At 70.9% G+C, this 22,287-nt stretch carries 24 protein-coding genes and 1 pseudogene; 14 read left to right on the top strand and 11 right to left on the bottom strand.

What is annotated here, in order from left to right:
* Positions 1 to 41: 41 nt before the first annotated feature.
* Complete coding sequence (locus ACT53Q_RS18825; protein ID WP_476188199.1) at positions 42 to 464, top strand: DUF1801 domain-containing protein; 423 nt, start codon at positions 42 to 44, stop codon at positions 462 to 464.
* Between the two features lie 18 nt (positions 465 to 482).
* Here the strand turns inward: ACT53Q_RS18825 and ACT53Q_RS18820 are convergent, their stop codons facing one another.
* Positions 483 to 893 carry a hypothetical protein gene (locus ACT53Q_RS18820; protein ID WP_476188198.1) on the bottom strand — a complete coding sequence of 137 codons (411 nt, stop codon included), beginning with the start codon at positions 891 to 893 and terminating at the stop codon, positions 483 to 485.
* Positions 894 to 1,022: 129 nt separating this feature from the next.
* On the opposite strand from ACT53Q_RS18820, the gene ACT53Q_RS18815 reads away from it, so the two are divergent.
* Positions 1,023 to 2,054, top strand: coding sequence for an alpha/beta hydrolase (locus ACT53Q_RS18815; RefSeq protein WP_476188197.1), 1,032 nt, complete (start codon positions 1,023 to 1,025; stop codon positions 2,052 to 2,054).
* A gap of 109 nt (positions 2,055 to 2,163) precedes the next feature.
* Positions 2,164 to 2,811, top strand: a complete 648-nt coding sequence (locus tag ACT53Q_RS18810) for a hypothetical protein (RefSeq protein ID WP_476188196.1) — start codon at positions 2,164 to 2,166, stop codon at positions 2,809 to 2,811.
* 25 nt (positions 2,812 to 2,836) lie between these two features.
* On the opposite strand, the gene ACT53Q_RS18805 is transcribed toward ACT53Q_RS18810, so the two are convergent.
* The 4 genes from ACT53Q_RS18805 to hemB form a co-directional block, all read right to left on the bottom strand.
* A complete protein-coding gene (locus ACT53Q_RS18805; protein ID WP_476188195.1) occupies positions 2,837 to 3,361 on the bottom strand; it encodes a carbapenem self-resistance protein CarG family protein in 525 nt (174 codons plus the stop codon).
* A 132-nt stretch (positions 3,362 to 3,493) separates the two neighbouring features.
* Positions 3,494 to 3,844, bottom strand: a complete 351-nt coding sequence (locus ACT53Q_RS18800) for a hypothetical protein (RefSeq protein WP_476188194.1) — start codon at positions 3,842 to 3,844, stop codon at positions 3,494 to 3,496.
* 4 nt (positions 3,845 to 3,848) lie between these two features.
* Positions 3,849 to 4,688: a shikimate dehydrogenase gene (gene aroE, locus ACT53Q_RS18795; protein WP_476188193.1), complete on the bottom strand. Its 840-nt coding sequence runs from the start codon at positions 4,686 to 4,688 to the stop codon at positions 3,849 to 3,851.
* Between the two features lie 166 nt (positions 4,689 to 4,854).
* Entirely contained in the window at positions 4,855 to 5,847 is a 993-nt protein-coding gene (gene hemB, locus ACT53Q_RS18790) for a porphobilinogen synthase (protein ID WP_476188192.1), read from the bottom strand.
* 427 nt (positions 5,848 to 6,274) lie between these two features.
* On the opposite strand from hemB, the gene ACT53Q_RS18785 reads away from it, so the two are divergent.
* Entirely contained in the window at positions 6,275 to 7,132 is an 858-nt protein-coding gene (locus ACT53Q_RS18785) for an ABC transporter permease (RefSeq protein WP_476188191.1), read from the top strand.
* Positions 7,129 to 8,688 (top strand): ATP-binding cassette domain-containing protein, encoded by a 1,560-nt coding sequence (locus tag ACT53Q_RS18780; RefSeq protein WP_476188190.1) that lies wholly within the window; start codon positions 7,129 to 7,131, stop codon positions 8,686 to 8,688. Before ACT53Q_RS18785 ends, ACT53Q_RS18780 begins: the two co-directional genes overlap by 4 nt.
* Before the next feature lie 92 nt (positions 8,689 to 8,780).
* On the opposite strand, the gene ACT53Q_RS18775 is transcribed toward ACT53Q_RS18780, so the two are convergent.
* From ACT53Q_RS18775 to ACT53Q_RS18765, 3 genes and pseudogenes are all read right to left on the bottom strand, one after another.
* A complete protein-coding gene (locus ACT53Q_RS18775) occupies positions 8,781 to 9,029 on the bottom strand; it encodes a hypothetical protein (RefSeq protein ID WP_476188189.1) in 249 nt (82 codons plus the stop codon).
* A gap of 221 nt (positions 9,030 to 9,250) precedes the next feature.
* A complete protein-coding gene (locus ACT53Q_RS18770; RefSeq protein WP_476188188.1) occupies positions 9,251 to 10,273 on the bottom strand; it encodes a chorismate transformation FkbO/Hyg5 family protein in 1,023 nt (340 codons plus the stop codon).
* Between the two features lie 89 nt (positions 10,274 to 10,362).
* Positions 10,363 to 11,766: pseudogene (locus ACT53Q_RS18765) on the bottom strand (NAD(P)/FAD-dependent oxidoreductase); the annotation flags it as partial.
* 193 nt (positions 11,767 to 11,959) lie between these two features.
* On the opposite strand from ACT53Q_RS18765, the gene ACT53Q_RS18760 reads away from it, so the two are divergent.
* The 9 genes from ACT53Q_RS18760 to fabG all read left to right on the top strand — a co-directional run bounded on the left by ACT53Q_RS18760 (position 11,960) and on the right by fabG (position 19,488).
* Positions 11,960 to 12,229: a phosphopantetheine-binding protein gene (locus ACT53Q_RS18760; protein ID WP_476188187.1), complete on the top strand. Its 270-nt coding sequence runs from the start codon at positions 11,960 to 11,962 to the stop codon at positions 12,227 to 12,229.
* Complete coding sequence (locus ACT53Q_RS18755) at positions 12,226 to 12,936, top strand: COG4648 family protein (RefSeq protein ID WP_476188186.1); 711 nt, start codon at positions 12,226 to 12,228, stop codon at positions 12,934 to 12,936. Before ACT53Q_RS18760 ends, ACT53Q_RS18755 begins: the two co-directional genes overlap by 4 nt.
* 52 nt (positions 12,937 to 12,988) lie before the next feature.
* Positions 12,989 to 13,765, top strand: coding sequence for a lysophospholipid acyltransferase family protein (locus tag ACT53Q_RS18750; protein WP_476188185.1), 777 nt, complete (start codon positions 12,989 to 12,991; stop codon positions 13,763 to 13,765).
* Positions 13,762 to 14,067 carry an ApeI family dehydratase gene (locus ACT53Q_RS18745; protein WP_476188184.1) on the top strand — a complete coding sequence of 102 codons (306 nt, stop codon included), beginning with the start codon at positions 13,762 to 13,764 and terminating at the stop codon, positions 14,065 to 14,067. Before ACT53Q_RS18750 ends, ACT53Q_RS18745 begins: the two co-directional genes overlap by 4 nt.
* The gene (locus tag ACT53Q_RS18740) at positions 14,064 to 14,975 is read left to right on the top strand and encodes an LpxL/LpxP family acyltransferase (RefSeq protein WP_476188183.1); all 912 of its coding nucleotides are present in this window, start codon (positions 14,064 to 14,066) and stop codon (positions 14,973 to 14,975) included. The genes ACT53Q_RS18745 and ACT53Q_RS18740 overlap by 4 nt, the downstream gene beginning before the upstream one ends.
* Positions 14,975 to 15,625, top strand: coding sequence for a LolA-related protein (locus ACT53Q_RS18735; protein WP_476188182.1), 651 nt, complete (start codon positions 14,975 to 14,977; stop codon positions 15,623 to 15,625). The genes ACT53Q_RS18740 and ACT53Q_RS18735 overlap by 1 nt, the downstream gene beginning before the upstream one ends.
* A gap of 151 nt (positions 15,626 to 15,776) precedes the next feature.
* Positions 15,777 to 18,119 carry an MMPL family transporter gene (locus ACT53Q_RS18730; protein WP_476188181.1) on the top strand — a complete coding sequence of 781 codons (2,343 nt, stop codon included), beginning with the start codon at positions 15,777 to 15,779 and terminating at the stop codon, positions 18,117 to 18,119.
* Between the two features lie 55 nt (positions 18,120 to 18,174).
* On the top strand, positions 18,175 to 18,603 hold the full coding sequence (locus ACT53Q_RS18725) for a hotdog family protein (protein ID WP_476188180.1): 429 nt from the start codon (positions 18,175 to 18,177) through the stop codon (positions 18,601 to 18,603).
* Positions 18,604 to 18,753: 150 nt separating this feature from the next.
* Entirely contained in the window at positions 18,754 to 19,488 is a 735-nt protein-coding gene (gene fabG / locus ACT53Q_RS18720) for a 3-oxoacyl-ACP reductase FabG (RefSeq protein WP_476188179.1), read from the top strand.
* A gap of 22 nt (positions 19,489 to 19,510) precedes the next feature.
* Here the strand turns inward: fabG and ACT53Q_RS18715 are convergent, their stop codons facing one another.
* From ACT53Q_RS18715 to ACT53Q_RS18705, 3 genes are read right to left on the bottom strand one after another with little or no spacing between them, the layout of a single operon-like run.
* The gene (locus tag ACT53Q_RS18715) at positions 19,511 to 19,888 is read right to left on the bottom strand and encodes a cupin domain-containing protein (protein WP_476188178.1); all 378 of its coding nucleotides are present in this window, start codon (positions 19,886 to 19,888) and stop codon (positions 19,511 to 19,513) included.
* Between the two features lie 28 nt (positions 19,889 to 19,916).
* Positions 19,917 to 21,542 carry an NAD(P)/FAD-dependent oxidoreductase gene (locus ACT53Q_RS18710; protein ID WP_476188177.1) on the bottom strand — a complete coding sequence of 542 codons (1,626 nt, stop codon included), beginning with the start codon at positions 21,540 to 21,542 and terminating at the stop codon, positions 19,917 to 19,919.
* 31 nt (positions 21,543 to 21,573) lie between these two features.
* The gene (locus ACT53Q_RS18705; RefSeq protein ID WP_476188176.1) at positions 21,574 to 22,287 is read right to left on the bottom strand and encodes a hypothetical protein; all 714 of its coding nucleotides are present in this window, start codon (positions 22,285 to 22,287) and stop codon (positions 21,574 to 21,576) included.

Raw genomic sequence — 22,287 nt, 5'->3', positions numbered from 1 at the left:
GTAATGTCTGCGCTTGCCTGCAGACCATGCTGGAGTGCTTCATGACCGGATCGAAATCGCAGGTGGACCCTTCCGCCTCCACCCGCATCACCGCCCGCATCGCCGAACTCGGCGACTGGCGTGGCGAGACATTGAAGCGGGTGCGGGCGTTGATCCACGAAGCGTTGCCCGACGTGGTCGAAGAGTGGAAGTGGATGGGCACGCCGGTGTGGTCGCACGGGGGCATCCTGTGCACCGGCGAGCACTACAAGGACAAGGTGAAGCTGACCTTCGCCAAGGGCGCGGCGCTGCCGGATCCGGCCGGGCTGTTCAATGCCAGCCTCGACGGCAACGTGCGGCGGGCAATCGACCTGTTCGTCGACACCGAACTCGACGAGGCGGCGTTCCGCGCCCTGATCCGCGCGGCGGCGGAGCACAACGCGGCGACCGCGAAGGCGAAAGCGAAGCCGAAGCGCGCGAAGTGAGCACGCCGCGGCATGCATTCACGGCGCGACGCGATCGTCCACGCGCTTCGCGTCGGAGGTGATCTGCATGCCGGTGATGTCCTGCGTCGAGGTCAGCGTCTTGCCGTCCGCGGAGAGCACGAAGCCGACCTGCGCCTGGTCGCCGTCGGCGAAGAGGTAGGTCGCCTCGATCGCCTGCCGCGCGGGCACGCTGCCACGGAGGCGGTAGGCGTGGTCGAAGCGTTTGCCGTCCGGGTGGACGACGATGTACGGCCCCTTGCCGGACGCGGCGTCGACGGGCCCGTAGTACAGCTGGTCACCGGCATCGGTGGCCCAGTGGCCGACCAGTTTCGGTGCGGGATCGCCCAGCGCGGACAGGTCCGCGGTCGGGCCCGAGCAGCCGGCGGCGAGGGCGAGCATCAGGAGCGGAAGGGAAAACGCGATGCGCATGCGGGGCCCTCGTGGCGACAGGCCGCCATTGTGCGGCCTCCGCGCCGCCCCGACACATTTGGACATCCTTTCCCCGCGCGACCCGGCTAGGCTTCCGCCATCGTCGAACCGCACCCGGGGAGTGCCGCCATGAAATCCGCGACCGTTTTCGTCTCCGCCTGCCTGCTCGCGGTGCTCGCCGCCGGGGCCGCATCCGACCTGCGCGCCGGGCCGCTGCGCGAACGTCTGCGTGCGCGGATGCAGGGCGGTGGCAATGGCGACGGTGTCGCCGGCGAGTTCGGCGGCGCGATGAGCTGCGCCGACTGGTCGAAGCGCGTGAACCGCCTCGGCGAGCGCAGCCAGGGCCGCACGCAGGGCCCGGCGCCCGATCGCGCCGACATCGCCTACGGTCCGGCCGCGCGCGAGAAGCTGGACGTGTTCCTGCCGAAGACCGCCGTGCGCGGCGGCGCGCCGGTGATCGTGATGGTGCATGGCGGCGGCTGGTGCGTCGGCGACAAGGCGATGTCCGGCGTCACCGCGAACAAGATCGCGCGCTGGGTGCCGAAGGGGTTCGTGTTCGTGTCGGTGAACTACCCGATGGTCGACGACGGCGCCGACGCGTACGCGCAGGGCGGCGAGATCGCGCGCGCCACCGCGTTCGTGCAGGCGCATGCGGCCGAGTGGGGCGCGGACCCGGCCAAGGTCATCCTGATGGGCCATTCCGCCGGCGCGCACCTGGTGTCGCTGGTGAACGCCGACGCGTCGCTGCGTCGCACCTACGGCGTGACGCCGCTGCTGGGCACGGTGTCGCTGGATGCCGGCGCGATCGACGTGGTGAAGCAGATGCCGAACGTGTATCCGTTCCTCAAGACGCGCTACCGCGAAGCGTTCGGCGAGACCGAGGCGCAGTGGGTGGTCGCCTCGCCGTACCACCGCCTCGACCGCAGCGCGGGACCATGGCTGGGCGTGTGCTCGACCACCCGCAAGGACGATCCCTGCGGCCAGGCCCGCGCCTATGTCGAGAAGAGCCGCGGCCTCGGCGTGATGGCGGACATGCTGCCGCAGCCGAAGAACCACGGCGCGATCAACAAGGAACTGGGCGAACCGGGCGACTACACCGACGACGTCGAGGCGTTCCTGGCGCGGCTCGATCCGACGGTGGCGGCGCTGCTGCGGCGCTGATCCACGACGGGGATCGCATCGGGATCGATCCGGTTCGGCGTGCCCGCCCGCAGGCGTGGTTGGCGTTCCATGGACAGACGCGTCATCGGGCGCGACAGGGAGAGCGTCCATGACATCCACACCGCCCCGTTCCAACGATGCGTTGGTCTGGTCGTACCTCGGCCTGCGCAGGGCCATCGGCACCATCGGCTTCGCCATGCCCTTCGCGTTGCTCGCCGGGAAATGGCTGTTGCAGGGCGCCGGCATCGAGCCGTCGATCAGCGACTACTACTACACGAAGATGGGCGACGTGTTCGTCGGCTGCCTCTGCGCCATCGGCGTGTTCCTGCTGACCTATCGCGGCTACGACCGCCGCGACGATCTCGCCGGCACCTTCGCCTGCGTGTTCGCGCTCGGCGTGGCGCTGTTTCCCACCGCCCGTGACGGCGCGGTCGGCACGGCGCGCCTGATCGGCACCGCGCACTACGTCAGCGCCGCGCTGATGTTCCTGATCCTGGCCTACTTCTGCCTGGTGCTGTTCCGCAGCACCGACCCGACCAGGCCGATGACGCCGGAGAAGCGTGCCCGCAACCGCATCTATGCCGTCTGCGGCGTGCTGATCCTGGCGTGCATCGCCGGGATCGCCGCGGTGAAGGTCGTCGGCCCGATGGCCGCGCTGGCGCGCTTCGACCCCGTGTTCTGGCTGGAGTCGATCGCCGTCCTCGCGTTCGGCGCGTCGTGGCTGGTGAAGGGCGAGGTGATCCTCGAGGACGGTTGAGCGCGGGCGGCGCCGGCCGTGAACGTCAGCGCTTCCCGAACGTCGCGTCGAAGGCGTCGCCGACATCGCAGAACGGCTGCTTTGCCTGCGTGCTGCGCGTCCGTTCGAAACGGAATTGCGGATGGCCGACGTCGCCCTCGGCATTCGTGCGCAGCGCGTACCAGGTGAAGGTCACGGTGTTCGGGTCGGCGTAGCTGTCGCCGAGCGCGCGGTCGGCGACGATCAGCGTCATCGGCTCGCCCGCTTTGCCGGGCAGCAGGCGCAGGTCGTGCAGCGTGCAGTCCGCGCCGCCGCTGATCGTCGCGAACTGGCGTTCGTCGTCGCCGTCGAACAGCGGCACCTGCAGCAGCGTGTCGCCGTCCTCGACGTGGAAGGTCACGACCTCGAAGCCGTGGGCGTTGAAGTTCTCGCGATGCGCGACCACGACGAGGTCGGCACGCCCGTCGCCGGTGAAGTCGACACGGTTCATACCGTTCTTCAACGACACGGGTGCGGCGGCCTGCGCGAACGCGGGCAGCAGGAAAAGCAGGCAGGCAGCAGCAAGACGCATCGTCGGTTCCTGGCAATGAAGAAAAGCAGTCAGCGCTCGCCCTGCGGAAGATCCAGCAGGACCAGCGCGGCTTCCAGCCGACGGCGGACGTGGCGATCCGCGATGGCGTGGAGGTCCCGCGCCATCGTCGCCTCAGCGCGCCTGCGGCGTGGCGTGGCTCTGCCGGCACAGTCCCCATACCAGCGTGACCACGCCGGCCATCGACAGCACGTTGAGCAGCACGTGGGCGATGCCGATCAGGGCGAAGCTGCGCGACATGGCCATCGCGCCGTCGGTGTTGCCCAGCACGATGAGGTTCTGCGCGATCGCGAGGCCCATCGACAAGACGGCGGCGGTCAGCATCAGGCCGACGCCGATCAGGCCGAGGCGCCGGCCGGGACCGGGGCGGGCGCTGGTCAGCAGCAGCGCGAGCGCGATGCCCAGCCCGATCAGGCCGGGCAGAGCGTAGCCGAGGAGGTTGAGCCAGACGCCGGCGTTGCCCATGGTGTCAGTCCGCGGTGATCAGCGCGGCGTGGTGCGCCGCCAGCTCGGCGTACACCGGCGCGGTGTCCGGGCGCACGCCGTGCCACAGGAAAAAGCTTTCCGCGGCCTGCTCGACCAGCATGCCGAGGCCGTCCACGGCGTCGCGTGCACCGGCGGCGCGGGCCCAGGCGAGGAACGGGATCGCCGCCTCGCCGTAGCTGAGGTCGACCGCGGCGGTGCGCGAGGCTGCCAGCGACATCGGCAGCGATGGCAGCGCGCCGTGGCGCGCGGCGGAGGTGGCGTTGAGGATCAGGTCGAACTCGCCCAGCGTGCCGAGGTCGTCGAGATAGCGCGAATGCACGCGCGCGGGCTCGCCGATCTGGTCGACCAGCGCGTCGGCCTTGGCGCTGTCGCGGTTGACGACGTACAGCTCGCCGATGCCGGCGTCCATCAGCGACGGCGCGACGCCGCGCGCGGCGCCGCCGGCGCCCAGCAGCAGCGTGCGCCGGCCGCGCAGGTCCAGGCCATGGCGTTCGGTGAGGTCGCGGACCAGGCCGGCGCCGTCGGTGTTGTCGCCGAGCCAGCCGGTGTCATGGCGGATCAGCGTGTTCACCGCGCCGGCGCGCTGCGCGCGCTTGCTCAGCAGGTTGCACAGTTCGGCCGCGCGCTGCTTGTGCGGCAGGGTGACGTTGGCGCCCTGGCCGCCGCTCTTCGCGAACGACGACAGCGCCGCCGCGAAATCGCCGGGCGCGATCTCGATCGCGGTGTATTCCAGTTCGATGCCGGCCTGTTTCGCGAACGCCTGGTGGATGCGCGGTGACAGCGAATGGAGGACGGGTTGTCCGAAGACGGCGTAGCGTTTCATGGCGGCAGCGTCCGTGTGGAAGCGAGCGGGGAGAAGGCCCGACTGTAGCCGAGCATGCGGGAAGCGCGTCGGAACACGGCGGGCGCCGTGTCGGAATGCACGGGCGCCGTGCGCGATCCACGCCCGGCGTCGCCGGGCCGCGGATCGAGGCCGGGCGCGGCTGCGCTCAATGCGCCTCGCGCAGCCAGCGCGCGGCGTCCAGCGCGAAGTAGGTGAGGATGCCGTCGCAGCCGGCGCGCTTGAACGCGACCAGCGCTTCCAGCGCACAGGCCCGCTCGTCGAGCCAGCCGTTCTGCGCGGCGGCCTTCAGCATCGCGTACTCGCCGCTGACCTGGTAGGCGAAGGTCGGCACGCCGAAGCGGTCCTTCACCCGGCGCACGATGTCCAGGTACGGCAGGCCCGGCTTCACCATGATCATGTCCGCGCCTTCGTCGAGGTCCAGCGCGACTTCGCGCAGGGCCTCGTCGGAATTGGCCGGGTCCATCTGGTACGAATACTTGTTGCCCTTGCCCAACGCGCCGGCCGAACCCACCGCGTCGCGGAACGGGCCGTAGTAGCTGCTCGCGTACTTCGCGGCGTAGCTGAGGATGCGGGTGTGGATGTGGCCTGCGGCTTCCAGCGCCTCGCGGATCGCACCGATGCGGCCGTCCATCATGTCGCTGGGGGCGACGACGTCGGCGCCGGCGCGGGCGTGCGACAGCGCCTGCTGCACCAGCGCTTCGACGGTCTCGTCGTTGACCACGTAGCCGGTGTCGTCGAGCAGCCCGTCCTGGCCGTGGCTGGTGTACGGGTCCAGCGCGACGTCGGTGATCACGCCCAGCTCCGGGAACCGCGCCTTCAGCGCGCGCACCGCGCGCTGCATCAGGCCCTCGTCGTCCCACGCGGCGACGCCGTCGAGCGACTTGGCCTCCGGCGCGGTCACCGCGAACAGCGCGAGCGCCGGTACCTGCAGCTCGGCGGCCTGTTCGCCGACCTTCAGCAGCTCGTCGATCGACAGGCGCTCGATGCCGGGCATCGAGCCCACCGGCGCGCGGCCGGGCAGTTCATGGACGAAGACCGGGTAGATGAGATCGTTCGCGGTCAGCACGTGTTCGCGCATGAGCCGGCGCGAGAACTCGCTGCGGCGCATGCGGCGGAGGCGGGTGATGGGATAGGTCATGCCGCGCATGATACGCCCGGTGTACAGGGCCGGTTTGACCGCGCGCAATGCGCCGGCGTGACGCTGCGTCGCGCTGCAGGAAAAGCCCTCCCCTTCAAGGGGAGGGAGCAGAGCGGCCACGATGCGCGCATGGCGTTCACCCCATCCCCACCCCGGCCCTCCCCTTGAAGGGGAGGGAGCAGAGCGGCCTGTCCGTACTTGTTCGCGATCGAATGCCTGCGCAGCCTCGATGGACGTTTCGCGCGTGATGCAGCGATGAAAGCCCTCCCCTTCAAGGGGCGGGTCTGGGTGGGGATGGGTTCCGGGGGAAGCATGCGGCCACGATTCACGGATGGCGTTCGCCCCATCCCCATCCCGGGTTCTCGAAAGGGAGGGGGCACGGCGGCCTGCCTGAACCTGCCCGGGAGCGAATCCCTACAATGCCCCGATGCGACCTTCGCGCCCGCTGCCGCCGCTCGCCCGTGCCTGTCTGGGCTTCCTCGCCGTGCTGGCGCTGCTGTGCTGGCTGGGGCCGCTGTTCCTCGCCTTCGATCCGCACCGCCCGGACTGGGACGCGCTGTCGGTGGCGCCGGGCGTGGCCGGGCACTGGTTCGGCACCGACGCCATCGGCCGCGACGTGCTGGCGCGCACGCTGGCCGGCGGGCGGCTGTCGCTGACGGTCGGGTTGCTCGCCAGCCTGGTCGCGCTTGCGCTCGGGTTGGGCTTCGGCGCCAGCGCGGGCCTCGCCGGTGGCGCGGTGGAGCGCGCGATGCTGCGCGTGCTCGACGTGTTCAGCGCCTTGCCGTTCCTGCTGATCGTGATCCTGCTGCTCACGCTGTTCGACCGCTCGCTGCCGCTGCTGCTGGCGGCGATCGGCGGCTACGTGTGGATCGACCTCGCGCGGATCATGCGCGCCGAGGCCGCGCGCCTGCGCGAGCAGCCGTTCCTGCTGGCCGCGACCGCGATGGGCGCGAGCTTCGGCCAGCGCTTGCGCTGGCACGCGCTGCCCAATCTGCTGCCGCTGGCGTTCGTGTCGCTGGGCCTGATCCTGCCGCAGGCGATCCTCGTCGAGAGCTTCCTCGGCTTCCTCGGCCTGAGCGTGGACGAGCCGTCCGCCAGCTGGGGCACGCTGCTGTCCGAGGGCGTGCAGGAACTCGACAGCGCGCCGTGGACGCTGCTGTTCCCGGCCGGCTTCCTGGTCGCGACGCTGGCCGCGTTCCAGTTCCTCGGCGATGCGCTGCGCGACTGGCTCGACGTGCGCGGCGATGCGCGCACCGACGCCGAACCGGAGTCGGCGGCCGCATGACGCTGTCGCTGCGCGCGCTCGAAGTCTTCGCCGGCGAACGCCGCCTGCTCGGTCCGCTCGACCTCGATCTGGCGCCGGGCCGCTGCCTCGGCGTGGTCGGCGAGAGCGGCAGCGGCAAGAGCCTCACCGCGCTGTCGCTGCTCGGCCTGCTGCCCGCGGGCCTGCGCGCGACCGGCACGCTGGCGCATGACGGCGTCGATTGCGCGCTCGGCAGCCGTGCACACGCCGCGTTGCGCGGCCGCGTGCTGGGCTGGGTGCCGCAGGACCCGCTGGCGTCGCTGCACCCGCTGCGCAGCGTCGGCGCGCAGCTGCGCGAGACCCTGTGCGCGCACGGTCGCCCGGACGCGGAGGCGCGCGCGCTGCTCGCCCGCGTGCAGCTGCCCGATCCCGACGCCGCGCTGACGCGTTTCCCGCACCAGTTCTCCGGCGGCCAGCGCCAGCGCATCGCGATCGCGCTGGCGCTGTGCAGCGCGCCGAAGCTGCTGATCGCCGACGAACCGACGTCCGCGCTCGACGCGCGCATCGCCCGCGACGTGCTCGACCTGCTCGACGCGCTGCGCCGCGAGGACGGCCTCGGCCTGATGCTGATCAGCCACGACCTGCCGCTGGTCGGCGCCTACGCCGACGACGTGCTGGTGCTGCGCCGCGGCGCGGTGGTCGAACGCGGGCCGACGCGCAGCGTGTTCGATGCGCCGGCGCAGGCGTACACGCGGGAGCTGCTGGAAGCGGATCGGGTGCCCACGAGCATCGACGCGTCCGACCTGCCGCGCATCGAAGACGACACCGCCCCGCTGCTCCGCGCCGAAGGCATGACCATGCAGTACCCGCGCGCGCCGCGGCCGGCGCTCGATGACGTCGCGCTCACGCTGCATCGTGGCGAAGGCCTGGCGCTGCTGGGCGAAAGCGGCAGCGGCAAGAGCACGCTCGGCCGCGCGCTGCTGCGCCTGCTGCGCGGCGCGCAGGGCCGCGTGTGGCTGGATGGCGAGGACTTCACCGCGCTGTCCGGCCGCGCGCTGCGCGACCGCCGCCGGCGCATCGGTGTGGTGTTCCAGGATCCCTACGCCTCGCTCGATCCGCGCATGCGCGTCGCCGACCTCGCCGCCGAGCCGCTGCGCATCCACGCGATCGGCGATGCCGCGTCGCGTGCGGCGAAGGCGCGTGAATTGCTCGCCGCCGTCGGGCTCGATCCGGCACTGGCGACGCGCTGGCCGCACCAGCTCTCCGGCGGCCAGCGCCAGCGCGTCGCGATCGCGCGCGCACTGGCCTGCGATCCCGGCCTGCTGGTCTGCGACGAAGCGGTGTCGGCGCTCGACGCGCACCACCGCCGCGGCGTGCTCGACCTGCTGGCGCGACTGAAGCGCGAACGCGGCCTCGCGCTGCTGTTCGTCACCCACGACCTCGCCGCGGCGGCGGCAGTCGCCGAACGCATCGCGGTGCTGGAAGCGGGCCGCATCGTCGAACTCGGTGACGCGGCGGAGGTGCTGGCGCATCCGAAGCATGCGCACACGCAGGCGCTGGTGGCGGCGCGGCAGATGCCGCGCGAAGGCGCTTTGTAGGAGCGCCGGAAGGCGCGACCCGTCGAAGTCGGAAACGTGATCGGGTCGCGACTCACGTCGCTCCTGCGAAAAGCGAAACCCCGTGCCGCAGGTCAGACGATCCCGCCACCCAAACTCAGGCGCACCAGTGCGACGGCGATGACGATGCCGTTGAGCACGAGGCCGGCCTTGGCGCGGCCGTTCTTGCCGCTCTTGCCGAACAGCACGCCGAGCGCGGCGATGATCGCGCCGACGCCGGCGAAGGGGATCCACAGCCAGTTGAGCCAGCCCAGCAGCGGAATCAGGCCGATGAACATCAGCAGCATCGCGACGATGCCCCAGAGCAGGCTGATCAGACCCATGGCGCGGTTCCCCTCGGGAAGGGCCGCGGAAGCGCGGCCGGCGACCGCAACATGACTGCGCCGCCCCCCGGATTCAAGTGTCGTAGGGCGGGCCCCTGGCCCGCCATTGCGACGTTTCGGTTTGCACCGCCGAATGATCGAAGCTTTCCCATCGCCACGGCCGTCAGTCGGTCGCCATGACGGCGGGCCAGGGCCCGCCCTACGGAACGCAGGTGTCCGGTTCAGACATGCACGCCGTCGATCTCCACCGCCAGCTCGCGGCGGCAGATCGCGGCGTGCAGCACCACGCGCGGGACGCTGGTGCCGAAGCGGTCGTCCAGCGCCTGCGCGACGGTCGGCAGGTCGGCGGCGTCGCGGACGTAGACCTTCAGCCGCGTGCCGCTGCCGAAGCCGGCCGGCAGCCCCGGGGCATGCCGGCGGGCCTCGCCGAGCAGGGCGTCGAAGTTGGCGAAGGTCTCGGTGATCTGCTTCAGCAGTTCGCCGGTGTGCTGCGAGGCGTGACCGACCACGCTGGCGGTGCCCGACAGCAGTAGCGGCATGCTGCTGCCCGGCGGCGGCAGCATGGCGCGGGCGAAGCTGGGCGACTGCGGGCCGTACTGGCGCGGGTACTTGTAGGCGCTGACCTGGCGCGGGTTTTCCACCGGCGTGCCGCGGTGGTCGGCCGACAGCCAGTAGACCTGCAGCGTGCGCCGGCCGTCGCAGCGGCCGATCGCGGTGGCGGCGGGCAGCGCGGTGGTGTCGAACGTGCCCAGGCCGCGGGCGCGGCCGACGCAGAAGCGGCGGTAGCGTTCGGCGTCGCCGTCGCCGAGGGTGATGGCGTCGAGGTAGTTCCACATCCGCAGCAGGTACGGGGTGCGGCTGCCGGAGACGAACTCGACCATGCGGCGGTAGGCGCGCTCGGCGGCGTCGCTGATGTCGCTGTGGTCGGGGTGGTCGCCCGGGGCTTCGTCGATCTCGATCGCGCCGAAGGTCAGGTGGCCGTCGCTGGCCCAGCGCACGATGCCGCGTTCGGCGTCGCCATCGCGGCCGCAGTCGACCGGGCCGGCGCTGCGCCAGTGCTCGAACGGCGCCACGCCCCACGGTTGCAGCGGCACCCGCAGGTAGCGCGGGTCGTCGCAGTCGGGCGCATGGTCGCCGAACCCGAACACGGCCAGCGTGTCCGCGCCCAGCAGCGCCTCCGGCGAGGCCGCCTGGAGGTAGTCCACCGACAGCGCGACGGGCGGGTGTTGCAAGGGGCGGCTCATGCAGGATTCCGGGCAGGGTCCGCCAGCGGCGCCGTCCCGGCGGCCGTCGTCGGGGAAGAAGCATCGGCCGCCGTCATGGCGAGGCCGGGGTCCGGCTGCAGCGTTTCGCCGCTGAAGCCCGCGCGACGCCGGCGCCGGCGCTGCCACCAGGCGCGCAGGGTCGTCGGCGCCATGCCGGCGGCGGTGATCAGGTAGATCAGCCGGAACGCGCGCAGCCTGCGCACGACGGCGGGGTTGTCGAACACGTCGCCGGCCAGCATCGAGATCACCGCCTGCTCGATCTGCCACGTGTTGCGCGGGTTGGCGAACAGGTGGCGCATCACCGGCGTGGTGAAGCGGTAGATGAACCAGGAGAATTCCTTCAGGCCGCGGTCGAAGCCGCGCGCCATCGCCTGCTGCAGCGCGGCCTCGCGCGCGGGCGTGCGCAGCGCGGCGTCGACCATCGCGGCGGCGCGCTCGGCGCTGTGCATCGCCAGGTACACGCCGGAGGAGAAGATCGGGTCGATGAAGGCGTAGGCGTCGCCCACCGTGGTCCAGCCGGGGCCGCACATCCGGGTGGAGACGTACGAATAGTTGCCGGTGGCGTGGACCGGTGCGACGCGCTCGGCGCCGGCCATGCGCGCCCACACCGTCGGCATGCCGCGCAGGGTGTCGAGCAGGAACGCCTCGCCGTCGCCGCGACGCTGCTTCAGGTAGTCGGGCGAACACACCGCGCCGATGCTCATCACGTCGTCGGGCAGCGGGATCAGCCACACCCAGCCGTGCGCGAAGCGTTCGATGGTGATGTTGCCGGCATGCTCGCCGTCGCGCCGCGCGACGCCGCGGAAATGGCTGAACAGTGCCGCCGACTGGTGCTTCGGATTGCGTCGCTTGGTCTTCAGCCGATTGCCCAGGAACGTGTCGCGGCCGCTGGCGTCGATCAGGTACGCCATCGAGATCGCGAGTTCGCTGCCGTCGGCGGCGCGGGCGCGGGCCCGGCGCGGGCGGCCGTCGGGATCGAAGTCGACCGCGGTCACCGCCACGCCGTCGCGGGCGTCGGCGCCGGCCTCGCGGGCGGCCTCGAACAGCACGGTGTCGAACCGGTCGCGGCGCACCTGGAAAGCGTGGGTGCAGCCGGGGGTCAGCGAATGGTCGAAGCGGAACACGTGGGTGCCGGCGTCGCCATCCGACGGCAGCGGGAAGTCCGCGCCGACCTTGCGCACGCCGATGGCGGCCACCCGGTCGAGCACGCCCAGGCGGTCGAGGATCGGCAGGTTCATCGGCAGCAGCGATTCGCCGATGTGGAAGCGCGGGTGGCGGTCCTTCTCCAGCAGCAGCACCCGGCGCCCGGCCCGGGCCAGGGCGATCGCGGCGGTGCTGCCGGCGGGGCCGCCGCCGATGATCAGGACGTCGCACTCCAGGACGGTCGAAACCGGGGCGGTCGAATCCGGGGACGCCGCGGGCGCAGGGGAGGCCGCCATACTGTCGGCGACCTTTCCGGATGGGACGGTCATGTTCTTCTGGTCGGGGTCCAAGGCTGGCATGATAACGCTTGGCACGCCGCTGCCGTCCGGACCCGGACGGCGCACAGGCTCCGGCGCGCCGCCCCCCACGGATGCCCCGCGCGCTCCGGAGCGAGTGCACCGAATCGTTTCGCGCAGACCCGCGCGAGGCTGTCTCTGGCCGTGAATTGTGGATGTGTTGCCCATGTCTGAACTGACTGCCGCCGAACGCGAACTGGCGGATCTGCTGGTCGAGAGCCTGAACCTCGACGGCGTCGAGGCCGCGGGCATCGATCCCGAGGCGCCGCTGTTCGGCGCCGGGCTCGGCCTGGATTCGATCGACGCGCTCGAACTGTCGCTGGCGATCAGCAAGAAGTACGGCTTCCAGCTGCGCTCGGACAACGACGACAACCGCCGGATCTTCGGGTCGCTGCGCGCCCTGTCGGCCCACATCCAAGAACATCGGACCGTGTGACCGCCGCCTTCAGGCTGCTGTTGCTGCCGGCCTACGTCGTGCTGGCGCACCTGGCCGAAGCGCGGGAGTCGCCGACGCTCGCCCTGATCGCGCTGGTCGACCTGGCGCTGCTGGTGCTCATCGAAGGCCTGGTCGCGCGGCGCGCGGCCGCCTGGCTGGGCGCGGCAGGCGCGGCGCTGGCGCTGGCCGGGCTGGCCCGTGGCGGGTTCGCGCTGACCGCGCTGCTGCTGGTGCCGCCGGCGTTCACGGCGCTGATCGGCACGTGGTTCCTGCGCAGCCTGCGGCCCGGGCGCGTGCCGCTGATCCGCAAGGTGGTGGCCGCGATCTACGCCACCACGCCGGACGCGCTGGCGCCGGACTACCTGCGCTACACCCGCCGTGTCACCCTCGGCTGGGGGCTGATGCTGTGGCTGCTGACCGCGATCAACCTGGTGCTGGCGCTGGTGGCGGTGCCCAACGGCCTGCTCGCCCACGCCGGGATCGCCGCGCCGTTCACGGTGACCGAGGGCCAGTGGTCGTTCATCGCCAACGTCGCCAACTACGGCCTGCTCGGCGGGTTCGCGCTGGTCGAATACCAGATCCGCCGGCGCCGGTTCCCGGTGCGGCCGTACAAGACGTTCGCCGAGTTCGTGCGCCGGCTGGCGGCGCTGGGGCCGGCCTTCTGGCGCGACTTCTTCCGTTCCGACGACGTCGGGGCGGTGCATTGACGCCCCGGCGTCCCCGCCATCGTCCACGCATTCCCCGGAGAATCCGCCCCGCATGTCCACGGTCGACGCCCGCCACGATTTTCGCGAACGCCGCAGCGCCTCGCCGCTGACGGCGGTGCCGTGGGCGATCTGCAATGCGCTGCAGTTCGCCTTCACCCTCGGCCACACCGCGTTCTGGATCGCGATCGCGCTGGTCGTGCGCGTGGTGTCCGGCGGCCCGCGGCTGCCGCTGCGGATGGCGGCGCGGATCTGGGCGCCGGGCCTGCTCGGCGGCGCCGGCGCGCGGCTTTCGGTGGACGGTGCGGATGCGATCGACTGGTCGAAGCCCTACGTCCTCGTCGCCAACCACGCGTCGGTGATCGACGTCTGCGCGCTGTTCCGCGCGGTGCCGGTGCCGCTGCGCTTCGTGCTGAAGGCGGAGATGGCGCGGGTGCCGTTCCTCGGCCGCTACGCCCGCGCGATGGGCATGCTGTTCGTCGAGCGCCGCGGTCGCGGCGCCGGCGCGCACCTGGTCGACGGCGGGGCGGCGCTGCTGCGCCGGGGCGCCACGCTGTGCGTCTTCCCCGAAGGCACCCGCAGCCGCGACGGCCGCATCGCGGCGTTCAAGGGCGGCGCGTTCCAGACCGCGATCGAGGCCGGCGTGGAGGTGCTGCCGGTGGCGATCGTCGGTGCCGGCGACGTGCTGCCGGCGCAGGGATTCTTCCGGGTGCGTCCGGGCCGGATCGTGGTGCGTTTCGGCATGCCGCTGCCTGCCGCCGGCCGCGATCGCGCGTCGCTGGCGCGCGACGCGCGCGACGCCGTCATCGCCCTGCACGGACGCGCACCGTGACCTTCACGGTGCCGGCCGATCATCCCGCGCTGCCCGGGCATTTCCCCGGGCGTCCGGTCGTGCCCGGCGTGGTCGTGCTCGACCATGTGCTGGCGGCGATCGAACGCGTGCACGGCCCCGACCACGCGCCACTCGGCCCGCTGCGGCTGCCGCAGGTGAAGTTCGTGCGCCCGCTGCTGCCCGGCGAGACCGCGCGGATCGAACTGGACGCGCTGGCGCCGGCCGCCGACGGCGCGCCGCGCTGGCGCTTCCGGGTGCTGTGCGGCGATGCGCCGGTCGCGACCGGCGAGGTGCAGGCGTGAGCACCGACTGGAAGGCCCGCCCCGAAGGCGGCGGCCGCTTCGCGCTGTGGCTGATCCGCAGCATCGGCCGCTACGGCGGCCGCGCCGTCGCCCGCCTGCTGCTGTATCCGATCACCCTCTACTTCGTGCTGCGGCGCGCGCCCGAACGCATCGCCTCGCGCGCCTGGCTGAGCCGCGTGCAGGGCCGGCCGGCGTCGCTGTGGCAGGTGGGCCGCCACATCCACACCTTCGCCGCGACCATCCTCGACCGCGTGTTCCTGCTCGGCGACGGCGCCGCCAGCCTGGAGCGCCGCTTCGACGTGACCGTGCGCGGCCTCGACGAGCTGCACGCGCACCTCGACCTCGGCCGCGGCATGCTGCTGTTCGGCTCGCACCTGGGCAGCTTCGAGGTGCTGCGCGTGCTGTCGCAGCGGCGTCCCGAATACACCATCCGCGTGGTGCTCGACAAAGGCCACAACCCCGCCTTGACGCAGCTGCTCGACAACCTCAACCCGGGCATGGCGGCGACGATCATCGACGCCGCGCAGGACGGGCCCGCGCTGATGCTGGCGATCCAGCAGGCGGTGCAGGAAGGTGCGCTGGTGGCGCTGCTGATCGACCGCGCGCATCCCGGTGGACAGACCGTTGCGGCGCCGTTCTTCGGCGAGGACGCACGCTTCCCGGTGGCGCCATGGCTGATCGCCGCCGCGCTGAAGGCGCCGGTGACGCTGGCCTTCGGCCTGTACCGCGGCGGCAACCGCTACGAGCTGCTGTTCGAGAACTTCAGCGACGCGGTCGTCATCCCGCGGCCGCAACGCGCCGAGGCGCTGGCGCAGCTGATCCGGCGCTACGCCGCGCGGCTGGAAGCCGTCGCCCGCAGCGCCCCGTACAACTGGTTCAATTTCTACGACTTCTGGAGCCGCGACTGATGCCTGCCGCCCGATCGCGCCTCGCCGGCGCCCTGCTGGTTTGCGTCGCCGGCATTGCCGGTCCCGTCGTCGCCGCGCAGGGCGTCGACAGCGGCTGGATCCTCGCCGCGCTGGCGCGCCCGGCACCGGTGCGCACCGCGTTCGTCGAACTGCGCGGCTCGCCGCTGCTGAAGGCGCCGCTGCGGCTGAGCGGCGAATACCGCCGTCCCGACGCCGACACGCTGGTGCGCGAGGTGCGCAGCCCGTACCGCGAAACCACCACCCTGCGTGCCGGCGAGGCCACCATCGCTCGCGACGGCAAGCCGCCGCGCACGTTCTCGCTGGCGCGCGTGCCGGAGCTGGCCGGCCTGCAATCGAGCTTCGGCGCGCTGCTCGCCGGCGACCGCGCGGGCATCGAGCGCACCTACACCCTGCGCGCCGACGGCACCCGCGAACGCTGGACGCTGACGCTCGCGCCGAAGGACAAGGCGCTGGCCGCCCGCGTCCGCGACATCGTGCTGTACGGGCAGGGCGCCGAACTGCGCTGCATCGAGACCCGCCCCGCGAAGGGCGACCTCCAGCGCACGCTGCTCGCCAGCGCCGCGCAGGCCGCGAAGCCCGACAGCGACGCGAAGGCGCTGGAGACGCTGTGTCGGACGGGGGCGCGATGAGGCGGGATCGCGGTGCCGCCATGCCGCACTTTCCGCTGTCATCCCGAGCGCAGCGAGGGACCTGCTGTTGCGTTCACGACGCGGCCATGGAAGAGCAGGTCCCTCGCCTTCGGCTCGGGATGACAATTGAAGCGGACGCGGGGCACGCGGCATGACCGCCACCCGCCGCACCGTCCTCGCGCTGGTCTGGCTGGCGGTGCTCGCCGTCGTCGGCTACGCGATCTCGCAGCGCCTGCACGTCAGCGGCGACCTGCGCAAGTTCATGCCGTCGGCCGAAACCCCCGCGCAGGCGCTGCTGCTCGACGAACTCGGCGAAGGCCCGGGTTCGCGCCTGCTGCTGCTGTCGCTGTCCGGCGCCGATGCCGAGACGCTGGCCGCGCAGTCGCAGGCCGTCGCCGCGACGCTCTCCGCCGACGACCGCTTCACCTTCGTCGCCAACGGCGGCGGCGATCCGCTGGCGGCGATCCCCGAGCGCCTGAAGCCGTACCGCTACCTGCTGTCGCCGACGCTGGACGCGCAGCGTTTCGACGCCGCGTTCCTGCGCGACGAACTCGACGCGCGCGTGCAGGACCTCGGCTCGCCCGCAGCGGGGCTGATCGAACCGCTGCTGCCGTCCGATCCGACGCTGGAGACGCTGCGCGTCGCCGAGGCATTGCAGGGCGCGGCGTCGCCGCAGCGGCTGCACGGCGTGTGGTTCGATGCCGGCGGCCGCGAAGCGCTGCTGGCGGTGGAAACCCGCGCCGCGGGCTTCGATCCCAGCGGCCAGCAGGCCGCGGTCGACGCGGTGCAGGCCGCGTTCGCCAAGGCGCGCGGCGGCAGCGCGTCGCGACTCGTGCTCACCGGCCCCGGCGCGTTCTCGGTGGAGATCGGCGGACGCACGCAGCGCGAGGCGAACTGGATCGGCAGCGTCGACACGCTCGGGCTGATCCTCCTGCTGCTGTTCGCCTACCGCAGCTGGCGCACGCCGCTGTTCGGCGTGCTGCCGCTGGCCAGCGCCGGCCTCGCCGGCCTCGGCGCGGTCGCGCTGCTGTTCCCCGGCGTGCATGGCATCACCGTCGCGTTCGGCTTCACGCTGATCGGCGTGGTGCAGGACTATCCGATCCATCTCTTCAGCCACCAGCGTGCCGGCGTGTCGCCGTGGACCAACGCGCGCGCGATCTGGCCGACGCTCGCCACCGGCGTCGCGTCCACCTGCATCGCCTACGTCACCTTCCTGTTCTCCGGCGTCGAAGGCCTGCGCCAGCTCGCGGTGTTCACCATCGCCGGGCTGCTCGTCGCCGCCGCGACCACGCGCCTGCTGCTGCCGGCGCTGATCGATCCCGCGCCGCGCGATCCCGCCGATTCCGCGCGCCTGCGCCGGCTGTGGTCCGCGGTCGAACGCCTGCCGCGGCCGCCGCGCTGGGCGCTGGCGATGCTCGCGGTCATCGGGTTCGCCACGCTCGCGTTCGCGCCGGGACCGTTCTGGCAGAACGACCTGTCGAAGCTCACGCCCGTGCGCCCCGAAGCGCTGGCGCAGGACGCGCACCTGCGCAGTGCGCTCGGCGCGCCCGACGTGCGCTGGCTGCTCGCCGTGCGCGCGCCCGACGCCGAGACCGCGCTGCGCCGCACCGAAGCGCTGCACGCCACGCTCGATACGCTGGTCGCGCAGCACACGATCGCCGGCTACGACAGCGCCGCGAAGGTGCTGCCCAGCGCCGCCACGCAGCGCGCGCGCCAGGCGAAACTGCCCGCGCCCGATGTGCTGCGCGCCACACTCGATGAAGCGGTCGCGGCGACGCCGTTCCGCAGCGACGCGTTCGAGGACTTCCTCCGCGATGCCGAGACCGCGCGCACCGCGGCGCCGCTCACCGCGCGCGACCTCGCCGGCACGCCGCTCGCCACGCGCGTCGACGGACTGCTGATCGACAAGAGCCACGGCGCGGTGGCGCTGGTGTCGATGACCGGCCTCGACGACCCCGCGCGCGTTGCCGCCGCGGTCGCCGGGCGCGACGGCGTCGAACTGCTCGACCTGAAGACCGCATCGGAATCGCTGGTCGTCGCCTACCGCGAGCGCGTGCTGTTCGCGCTCGGCCTCGCCGCGCTGCTGCTGGCGGCGACCGTGTGGGCCGCGCTGCGCACGCCGCGCCGCGTCGCCCGCGTGCTGCTGCCGATGGCGCTCACCACGCTGATCATCCTCGCCGCGCTGCGCGCCTGCGGCGTCGAGCTGACGCTGTTCCACCTGGTCGCGCTGATCCTCGCCGCCGGCCTCGGCCTCGACTACGCCTTGTTCTTCGAGCACGCCGGCGACGGCCTCGAAGACCAGCTGCGCACCTTCCACGCGCTGATCGTGTGCAGTCTGATGACGTTCCTCGTGTTCTTCCTGCTCGCGCTGTCGACCATCCCGGTGCTGCGCGCGATCGGTGTGACCGTCACGCTGGGCGTCGGCTTCAACTTCCTGCTGGCGCTGTTGATCGCACGGCATCCGACGGCAGAATCCGCGGGCGCATCGGCATGATCCATGTCCGGCAACGATCGGTCGCGCCTTCCGGCGCTCCTACAGGGGTGACGTCGTGATCGACCGCGACGCGATCCTCGCGATGATCCCGCACCAGGGCGCGATGTGCCTGTGGGACGCGGTGACCGACTGGGACGATATGCGCATTCGCCTGCGCAGCGCCGGCCACCGCGATCCCGCGCATCCGCTCCGCAGCGATGGCCGGCTGCGCGCGGTGCACCTGTGCGAGTACGGTGCGCAGGCGATGGCCGTGCACGGCGGCCTGCGCGGCGCCGCGGCCGGCGGTGCGCCGAAAGTCGGCTTCCTCGTCGCGCTGCGCGACGTGCGCCTGCACGTGGCCCGCATCGACGACCTGCCGGGCGACCTCGAAGGCGAAGCCGAACTGCTCGCCGACAGCGCGACGAGCCAGCAGTACGCCTTCCGTCTGTTCCACGCCGGCACGCTGCTCGCCGAAGGACGCGCGGCGGTGATGCTGCAGGGGTGAGCATGGCGCACAATCCGATGTCATCCCGAACGAGCGCGCAGCGCGAGGAGGGATCTGCTGTTCGAGGCGACGCCACACAAGCAGATCCCTCACCCCGATCAAGCCGGGGATTCGGGATGACAACCCCTGACGTTGATGGAGAATGATCCGATGTCCAACCCGGTCCAGCGTCGCGCCCTCGTCACCGGCGGCAGCGGCGATCTCGGCGGTGCGATCTGCCGTGCGCTCGCGGCGCAGGGCGCGCACGTCATCGTCCACGCCAACGCCAACCTCGCGCGTGCCGAAGCGGTGCGCGACGCGATCGTCGCCGACGGCGGCAGCGCCGAGGCCGTTGCCTTCGACGTCGCCGACGCCGACGCGACACGCGCGGCGATCACGACGCTCCTCGAAGCGGGCACGATCCAGATCGTCGTCAACAACGCCGGCATCCACGACGACGGCCCGATGGCCGGCCTGCGCGAGGAACAGTGGAAGCGGGTGGTCGACGTCTCGCTGCATGGCTTCTTCCACGTCACCCAGCCGCTGCTGCTGCCGATGGCGCGCACGCGCTGGGGCCGCATCGTCAGCGTGTCGTCGGTGGCGGCGGTGCTCGGCAACCGCGGGCAGGCCAACTACGCCGCGGCCAAGGCCGCGCTGCACGGCGCGACGAAATCTCTGGCGCGCGAGATGGGCAGCCGCGGCATCACCGCGAATGTGGTCGCGCCCGGCGCGATCGCCGGCCGCATGACCGACGAAGCGTTCTCGCCCGAGCACATCAAGCAGATGGTGCCCGCCGGGCGTCCCGGCAAGCCGGAGGAAGTCGCCGCGGTGATCGCGTTCCTGTGCAGCGACGGCGCGAGTTACGTCAACGGCCAGGTGATCGGTGTCGACGGCGGGATGACCTGACCGGCCCGCGGTCCGGTCCCGATCAATCGATCGGACGCAGCTGGTCCTCGATCGAGCGCGTGTAGGCGCTCACGGTGTCGCCGGTGTGGCGCGTGGCCTTGCGCTCGAACAGCATGAGCAGGCATTCGTCCTCGGCCACCGGCTGGTGCAGCACGCCCTTCGGCACGACGTGGAAGGTGCCCGGTTCCAGCACGACCGCGTCGCCGTCCTCGAAATCGAGTCGCAGGCGGCCCTGCAGCACGAGGAAGAGCTCGTCCTCGTCGGCGTGGCGGTGCCAGTCGAGCACGCCGTGCACCTTCGCGACCTTGACGTAGTGGTCGTCGACTTCGGCGACCACGCGCGGCGACCACAGTTCGGCGAGGCCGGCGGCGATGGCGCGCGGATCGATGGCGTCGGTCATGGCGAAGGCTCCGGTGAAGCGATGTGGATCACGCCGCTGCGTACCACGCCGGCGCCAGCGACGGCGCATCGGGTGCGGCTTCGAGCAGCGCCGCCAGCCCGCCGTCGTCGAGCTGCGGATGCGCCGCGCGTGCCCGCTGCAGGAGTTCCGCGGCCAGCGCGTCCATGCGCGCGACGTTGTCGCGGATGCGCTGCTGGAAGGCGGCGTTGTCGAGCGTGTCGTGCAGCGCGCGGTTCATTTCGTGGAACCAGTCGATGTCGTACTGGTCGAGCAGGCGGCCGTCGAGCGTCGCCGCATCCGGCGTGCCGGCGGCGGTGTTCGCTTCGCCCCAGGCGCGCAGCAGCGCCTGCACCGCGAGGTTGAGCGCGCGGCCGCGCTCGAACTGCGGGCGCAGGCGACCCAGCAGCGAGACCTCGGTGAGCTTGTCGCCGCACACCAGGGGCGCCAGCAGCGCCCAGTAGTAGGTGTAGTCCCAGATCACCTTGACCGGCATCACCTGCGCGTCGCCGAACAGCGCGTACTGGCCGCGGTACAGCGTCATCGTGTTCTCGAAGAACCCGAAGTAGAGCTGCTGGTAGATCTCCGCGTACGGCGCGAACGGTTCGCCCGCGCGTTCGCGGCGGATCAGGTCGCAGACCAGCGTGTTGGAAATGCCGATGTAGTCGCTGCCCGGCGAGTAGAACGGATCGAGGAACACGCCGGCCTCGCCGGTCAGCGCCCAGCGATCGCCGCTGAACACGCGCTTGCAGCCGTAGGAGAAGTGGCGCAGGAACAGGAAGTCCTGCAGCGTGTGTTCCGGGCGATCGAGCGCGTCGGCGACGCGCGGCTGGTGCGTGCGCAGCCAGGCCATCGCCTTCTCGTGGGTGTTCATCGTCTCCAGCGGATGCGTGTCCGCGTCGCAGACGATGCCCAGCGAATGCGCGCCGGAGGACAGCGGGATCATCCAGAACCAGTAGCCAGGACCGCACAGGTGGTTGGTCGAGCGCCAGCGGTCCGGCGGCGTGCAGCGCGCGCGCCATGCGGCATCGTCCGACCAGTCCATCGGATCGACGACGCCGTCGACGCGCCACCACACCGCGTTGACGTCGTGGACTTCGTGCACGGCGAGATCGAGCTTGCGCTTGACCAGTCCCGCGCGGCCGCTGGCATCGATCACCCAGCGCGCGTCGGCGACGTGCGTCGCGCCATCGTGTTCCCAGGTGATCGTGTGCGCGGCGTCGCCATCGCGCAGGTCAATGCCGCGCACCACGGCGCCATCGACGAAGCGAACGCCGCGGCGGCGCGCTTCCTCGCCGAGGAAGTTCTCGAAGCGGCCGCGATCGATCTGCCACGACGGCGTCGGCAGGATCCGGCTCACGCCCAGTTCGGTGCAGCGGTCGACGTCGCGGCGGCCTTCGCTGAAGAAGAAGCGGAAGCCGAACTTGCGGATGTGCTCGCGTTCCAGGTGCTCGCGCAGGCCGAGCATGTTCGCGAAGTAGTGCGCGCCGATCTCCACGGTCGACTCGCCGACCTTGTGCGCGGCTTCCGGCACCGGATGCGCGCGGCGTTCGAGCACGAGGACATCGATCGCCGGATCCTGCTGCTTCAGCTGCAACGCGAGCGTGAGCCCCGCGAGGCCGCCGCCGAGGACGATGACGTCAAAATGTTGTTTCATGAGCGGGCGATCTCGCGAGAAATTTTTAATACTATTTTCTTCGCACAATGTTCCAAGTGGACCTATGTTGACTGTATTCAAAAACGCCGGGAACCATTTCTTCAATAATTTCAAGATCTTCAACAACTGTTATTCTCGACTTGACAGATAGCACTTCACCTGTCGTGAGCTTTGCTTTGATTTTCACTGGTATTGCGCCATCTACAACAAGAGGTCTCATGGTGCCCCATGTGACTGAGACAAAGAGCAAGAAGCCAGAGCAGTATTCTCTACTGCCAACTTCTCCTCTAATCGTTAGGCTTTCGTTTCCTTCCTCAAAATGAGAGAACCAGTTTCTTAACAGCTTTGATGTTTCGCCAATGCTCTTACGTACCCTGCGCGGCAACGTTGCTGGATTAAGTTCTTTGATCCATCCTTGCCATTTCTTTCTTGTTTTTATTGATAAATTGAATTCTCTTACATGTATTGATTCTGGTGTTGGATTGTTTATTCCAACCTCGAGCAAGAATAGTGCCTTCGTGTGTCCGTTGATGCCATCGATTTCGCCTAGCTCTTGCAGTCCGCATCGACTTGTAAAGCTCTCAATCTCGATGGATGGGCTTCGAAATTTTGTTCTTAGATATCGCCACGCGCCAATGACCCACGCGACGAAAGCTAGTACAACCCACTGAAATATGTCGACCGTTTTTGGATGCAATTCGATCCATTCGACTACGTGTATCAGCGATATATCCATCTGACTCAT

The sequence above is a fragment of the Lysobacter sp. DMC97 genome (assembly GCF_056313745.1).
This window is presented reverse-complemented; position numbering and strand designations above follow the sequence as displayed.